Source organism: Rhodanobacter sp. A1T4, assembly GCF_014207185.1.
Lineage (GTDB): Bacteria > Pseudomonadota > Gammaproteobacteria > Xanthomonadales > Rhodanobacteraceae > Rhodanobacter.
Genome location: NZ_JACHCP010000004.1, coordinates 528,125 through 534,257 on the forward strand (window position 1 = coordinate 528,125; position 6,133 = coordinate 534,257).

4 protein-coding genes are annotated in these 6,133 nt (G+C 63.1%); all 4 read left to right on the forward strand.

The annotated features are described in order from the left end of the window. Positions 1-107: 107 nt before the first annotated feature. The 4 genes from mrcB (at position 108) to tsaB (ending at position 5,960) form a co-directional block, all read left to right on the forward strand. Positions 108-2,468 (forward strand): penicillin-binding protein 1B, encoded by a 2,361-nt coding sequence (mrcB, locus tag HDE80_RS10930; RefSeq protein ID WP_255483677.1) that lies wholly within the window; start codon positions 108-110, stop codon positions 2,466-2,468. A gap of 2 nt (positions 2,469-2,470) precedes the next feature. Further along, a complete protein-coding gene (locus tag HDE80_RS10935; RefSeq protein ID WP_184670733.1) occupies positions 2,471-3,007 on the forward strand; it encodes a tetratricopeptide repeat protein in 537 nt (178 codons plus the stop codon). A gap of 57 nt (positions 3,008-3,064) precedes the next feature. After that, a complete protein-coding gene (locus HDE80_RS10940) occupies positions 3,065-5,020 on the forward strand; it encodes an ATP-dependent DNA helicase (protein ID WP_184670735.1) in 1,956 nt (651 codons plus the stop codon). Between the two features lie 247 nt (positions 5,021-5,267). Next, positions 5,268-5,960 carry a tRNA (adenosine(37)-N6)-threonylcarbamoyltransferase complex dimerization subunit type 1 TsaB gene (gene tsaB, locus HDE80_RS10945; protein ID WP_184670737.1) on the forward strand — a complete coding sequence of 231 codons (693 nt, stop codon included), beginning with the start codon at positions 5,268-5,270 and terminating at the stop codon, positions 5,958-5,960. Positions 5,961-6,133: the final 173 nt, after the last annotated feature.

A 6,133-nucleotide genomic window follows, 5' to 3' on the forward strand; every position in this document is an offset into this window, starting at 1 on the left:
TGCGCTTGATTGCCCGCGAATCGCCTCGAAAGCGGCCGCTGCGTTCATGGGCGCGCCGGGAAGCAGGCTCTATGATCGACCCACTTGTTCGATAGGATTTCCCCACGTTGCCTTTTCTGACTCGTCTTGGTTCGTTCGCGCGCAGTTGCTGGCCCTGGGTGCGCATCCCTTTCTGGATTGGCATGGGCCTGCTGTTCGGCTTCGTGCTGCCGTACACGCTGATCCTCAACAAACGCGTGCAGGATCGCTTCAACGATCTGGTTTTCGCCGTACCTACACGCGTCTATGCGCGGCCGCTGGCACTGGCGGCGGGTACACCAATGACGTCCGCTGCACTGGAGCTGGAGCTGACTTTTTCCGGCTACAGCCACGACGGGAATGGCGACATCGTTGGCAGCTGGGTGAAGCGGGGTACGACCTACACCATTTCCTCGCGTGGCTATGCTGGCCCCGACGGCGGCGAGCTGCCCAAGCGGATCGAGGTCACGCTGGGCAACGGCACCGTGCAGCAGGTCAGGGATGCGGCGAGCAATAATGCGATTCCGCTTACGCATCTGGATCCGGCGCGTATCGCCACGCTTTACGGCGCCAAGCAGGAAGAGCGTCGTTTTGTGCGTCTGGCCGATGTGCCGCCGCTGCTGCTCAGTGGCTTGCAGGCGGTCGAGGATCGCGACTTCAAGCATCACATCGGTATCGATTTCGGTGCGATCCTGCGTGCCTCGTTCGCCAACTTGCGCGCCGGTCATACCGTGCAGGGTGGCTCAACGCTGACTCAGCAGCTGGTGCGTAATCTGTTCCTCACGCGCGATCAAAATTTCACCCGCAAATTCAACGAAGCGCTGATGTCGCTGTTACTCGAGGCGCACTACAGCAAGGGGCGGATTCTCGAGGCCTACGTCAACGACGTTTTCCTCGGTCAGCAGGGCGATCAGGCGGTGCACGGTTTCGCGGCTGCGGCGGAGTTCTACTTCGGTCGTCGGATGGAAGATCTGCGCCCACAGGAAATCGCCTTGCTGGTCGGCATGGTCAAGGGGCCGAGCTATTACGACCCTCGCCGCGCCCCCGATCGGGCACTGGCACGGCGCAATCTGGTGATCCAGGAGTTTGCCAATACCGGCCTGCTGACTGCCGCGCAGACCAATGCGGCGCAGGCCTCACCGCTGGGCGTGATCAGTGACGGCCAGCTGCCGCACAATCGTTTTCCGGCCTTCATGGAGTTGGTGCGTTCGCAGATCACGACTGACTTCGACGAGCAGTCGCTGCGTGATGGCAATCTGTCGATCTTCACCACGCTTGATCCTACCGCACAGCTCTACACCGAGCAGGCGATAACCACAGCGCTGAAGGGCCTGGGCAAGCGTGCGAACGAGGTACAGGCAGCCGGCGTGGTTACCGATGCGCCGACCGGCAGCGTACTCGCCGTCGTTGGCAGCCGCACGCCGGGCGAGCAAGGCTTCAATCGCGCGATCGATGCGCGACGTCCGATTGGGTCGCTGGTCAAGCCGTTCGTCTATCTGGTGGCGTTGACCCAGCCCGAGCGCTGGAACCTGTCGACCCTGCTCGACGACAGTCCGGTCAGCCTGCGCCAGCCCGATGGCAGTTACTGGGAGCCGCACAACGACGACAATCAGAGCCACGGCCAACTGCCGATGGTCGATGCGCTGGCGCATTCGTGGAACCTGGCCACCATCCATCTCGGCCTTGCGGTGGGCTTGCCGCGTATCCAGGCATTCCTGAAATCGTTCGGTCTGGAAAACGTAAGCCCGAGTCCGTCGCTGCTGATCGGTGCACTGGATCTCGCACCGCTGCAGGTCGCGCAGATGTATCAATACCTGGCTGCCGATGGGCATGCGCTGCCGCTGGTCGCAGTGCGCGGTGTGGTCAATGGCAACGGTCAGACCATCAAGCGCTATCAGGTACAGGCGGGCGAAGGTGAGTACCAGAATGCGGTGCGCCTGATCACCTGGGCGTTGCAGCAAGTCACCCTGTTCGGCACGGCGCATTCGATCGGCGATTCCGACCTCGCGCGGCTGGATGCGGCCGGCAAAACCGGTACCAGCAACGACATGCGCGACAGCTGGTTCGCCGGCTATACCGGTCAGCATCTGGCGGTGTTCTGGATGGGCCGCGACGACAACAAGCCGACCGTGCTGTTTGGTGCGACTGGTGCTCTGCGCGCCTGGCGCGAGTTGTTCGCCAAATTGCCGACCAAGCCGTTGTCGACCACGCCGGCACCGGGGCTGGAGCTGGCCTGGATCAATCCAGTCGATGGCAAACCGACCCAGCCATCGTGCCAGGGCGCGCGGCAGTTCGAGGTGGTGTCGGGTAGCTTGCCTGCGGACACCGAGGGCTGTTTCTGGCAAGGTGTAAAGAGTCTGTTTGGTGGCGGCGAGCAGCCTGCTGCTGCCGGCAGCGCACAGCCCAATGCACCCAATCCAAGCACCACCGACACACCGATCCGGAATTGACCATGTTGCCTGTTTCCAAGCGTGCTTCTGTTCTGCTTCTCTTGCTCGCCGCCGCATCGCTCGGCGCATGCAGCCTGTTCGAGCCTGCTCCGACGCCTACCGCACCGGCTTACACGCCTCCCAGCTATGACTTGGTGGCCTCGATCCGCGCCGCAGGCGATCGTGAGCAGTCGGTGATCGCGGTCAATCCGTTGCGCGACGCGGGTGTTGCCGGTTTGCAGGACGCGGCGCAGGTGGACGAGAAGGCTGGTCGTTATGCCGACGCCGCCGGCAAGCTCGATCAGGCGATCAAGCTCAGCCCGAACTCACCGGACCTGCTGCAGGATCGCGCCGAAATCGCGGTACGTATGAAGGATTACCCGATGGCCGAAAAGCTTGCGCACCAGTCGTGGTCGATTGGTCCCAAGCTCGGCCCATTGTGCGCGCGCAACTGGCAGACCGTGGTCGAGATCCGCCTGCAGCAGAACGATCAGGCCGGCGCCGTCACCGCGCGCAAATGGGTGCAGCAGTGCCACAAGCCAGGCCAGCCGCGCTATTGAAGCCCACACCGGCGGTTATCGTTTCACCGCATGGGTGTGCTGGGCGATACTGCGTGAATGATTGAACACGATGACATCGGCGCCTTGCTTGGTGCCGACGGCCCGTTCGCCCGCGAGCTGCCGAACTTCGCGCCGCGCGAGGCGCAGCAGACGATGGCCATCGCCGTGCAGCAGGCCATTGCGGGTCGCGAAACGCTGATCGCCGAGGCCGGCACCGGCACCGGCAAAACCTATGCTTATCTCGTCCCGGCGCTACTGTCGGGCGAGCGGGTGATCATTTCCACCGGCACCAAGGCGCTGCAGGACCAGCTGTATTTTCGCGATCTGCCGAAAGTGCGTTCGGTGCTGGGTGCGCGCTTGAAGACAGCGCTGTTGAAAGGCCGCGCCAATTATCTCTGCCTGTACCGGCTCGACCAGACCGTGCGCGAGGGCGCCACCTTCGATCGCACGCAGGCTTCACAGCTGGCGACGATCCGCGCGTGGTCGGCACGCACGCGGCGTGGTGACCGGATGGAGCTTGCCGAAGTACCGGAGGAATCGCCGCTGTGGCCGCGGGTCACTTCCACGCCGGAAAACTGCCTTGGCGTGGAGTGTCCGTTCTTTGACGACTGTCACGTGGTCAAGGCACGCCGCGAAGCGCAGGAAGCGGAAATCGTCGTGGTGAATCATCACCTGCTGTTCGCCGACCTTGCGTTGAAGCAGGAAGGCTTTGGCGAAATCCTGCCCGGTGCTGCGGCCTTCATTCTCGACGAGGCCCATCAGATTCCCGAACTTGCAGGCCAGTTTTTTTCGCAGAGCATCAGTGCACGCCAGCTCACCGAGCTGGCGCAGGACGCGCTGGCCGAATGCAATGGCATCACTGGCGCGATAGGCCTCATGCTGGAGCCGGTCGAGGCCTTGCAGAATGCCGTACGCCAGTTACGTCTGACGATGGATGGGCTGTCACAGCGCGGCGCGTTCCAGCAGCTGGAAGATCAGCCCGGTGTCGATGCGGCACTTAGCGACTTGCGCGACCTGCTGTCCACGCTAGCCGAACTGCTCGCCTCGCAGGCCGAGCGCTCGCGCGGCTTCGACAATCTGCACGAACGGGCTTTGCTTTTGAGCGGGCGACTCGACCGCATCATTGAGGATCACACCGACCGCGACGTGCGCTGGTACGAGCATTACCCGCGCGGCTTCGTGCTCTACGCCACGCCACTGGATCTGGCAGCGCCGATGCGCAATCTGCGCGAGCGGACGCAGGCCGCGTGGATACATACCTCGGCGACGCTGTCGGTGGCGGGCGACTTTGGCCATTTCGCCCGACAGCTTGGACTGGAGGATCCTCAGACGATGAGTCTGCAGAGTCCCTTCGACTATGCGCAGCAGGCGCTATGCTATCTGCCGCCGCCACTGCCGGACCCCAACGCGCGCGACTATACCGACAAGGTGATCGAGGCTGTGCTGCCGGTGCTGCACGCTTCGAACGGTCGCGCGTTTCTGCTGTTCACCTCGCATCGCGCGCTGCGCCGCGCCGCCGAGCTGCTGCAGGACAAGTGCCCGTGGCCACTGTTCGTGCAGGGCACTGCACCACGGCCACGCCTGCTGGAAGAGTTTCGTGCCAGTGGCCACGGCGTGCTGCTGGGTGCGGCGAGTTTCTGGGAAGGCGTGGACGTGGCGGGTGAGGCGCTTTCTGTCGTGGTGATCGACAAGCTGCCGTTCGCTGCGCCGGACGATCCAGTGCTGATGGCGCGCCTGCAGGCGCTGGAGCAATCCGGCATCAATCCGTTCATGGGCTGGCAGGTGCCCAACGCCGTGATCGCGTTGAAGCAAGGTGTGGGCCGACTGATCCGCGATATGCGCGATCGCGGCGTACTGGTGCTGTGCGATCCGCGCTTGACCAGCAAGGGGTATGGACGTCTATTTCTCGCGAGCCTGCCACCAATGCCACGCACGCGCGAATTGGCCGACGTGCAGGCGTTCTTTGATGGTGTATCGGCACCGCAGTTGGTCGCGAATGAAAGGTCGGCCTGACGGTTAACTCAAAATCGGCTGTGCCACGAGTTCAACCTGGTGGATTGGATAGGAACCGAATCCCGTCACCGATCCCGTGCTGCAAGATGTGCTGAAAGAACTACGCCAGCGCTGCCTCTACACACCTTCATCGCTACATTACCGTCTGGTCACGGACATCATTCCGCCTTGATTCGCCCCGTTCCCGCCCGCCACGCGGCTGTTGGCTCGGCTGTCATGGATTTCCCGCGGGTGCGAGAATGACGCCATGAATCTGCTTGCCATCGAAACAGCTACCGAAGCGTGCTCCGTTGCCTTGATCCACGGCCAGGACATCATTGCCCGCAGCGAAATCGCGCCGCGCCGCCATACCGAGCTGGTGTTGCCGATGGCCGACGCCTTGCTAGCCGAGGCGGGCATCGGCCGGCATGCGCTGGATGCGATCGCGGTTGGTCGGGGCCCAGGCGCCTTCACCGGTGTGCGCCTCGGCGTGTCGCTGGCGCAAGGCATGGCGCTGGCGCTCGATCTGCCGGTTATCACCATCTCCTCGCTGGCTGCGCTGGCGCTGGAAGCACCGGAGGACGGAGACGCAACTATCCTCGCTGTCATCGACGCCCGCATGGGCGAAATCTATGCCGCCTGCTACCGCCGCGACGGCAATGGCGGGCTGATCGCGCTGGATGACGAGCGTGTATGCAAGCCCGAATCCTTGTCGCTGCCCGATGCGCCGACATGGCAGGTCGTTGGTACCGGCTGGGCTGCCTACTCGACGGTACTTAGCGAGCGCTTCACGGGAGTTCTTCGCTCAGCCGACGGCGCCCGCTACCCGCAAGCCGCCCACGTAGCCGAACTCGCCATGCAGGAGTTCAAAGCTGGCCGCGCGCAAGCGCCTGAACTCGCGCTGCCGGTTTATCTTCGCGACAAGGTGGCACTGACTCTGGTGGAGCAGGGTAGGGCTTGAGTGGTCTTTGGGCGGATGCTAGGGCGTAGCGGAATCAAGTCCCGAGGAGGTGAGCTAAAATTTCGTAACTTCAGCTTCCGACCGAGGCTGTGTGAAAACAACTAGCCACATGGTGTCGCTATCCTAACCTGACTTGGTGAGTGGATTCGGGCATGAAGCGATTCGTCGAAGGT

Excerpts from the sequence above, each read along its gene's own strand:
- HDE80_RS10940 (WP_184670735.1), top strand. The coding sequence starts at position 3,065 with ATGATTGAACACGATGACATCGGCGCCTTGCTTGGTGCCGACGGCCCG.
- HDE80_RS10935 (WP_184670733.1), top strand. The coding sequence starts at position 2,471 with ATGTTGCCTGTTTCCAAGCGTGCTTCTGTTCTGCTTCTCTTGCTCGCC.
- tsaB (WP_184670737.1), top strand. The coding sequence starts at position 5,268 with ATGAATCTGCTTGCCATCGAAACAGCTACCGAAGCGTGCTCCGTTGCC.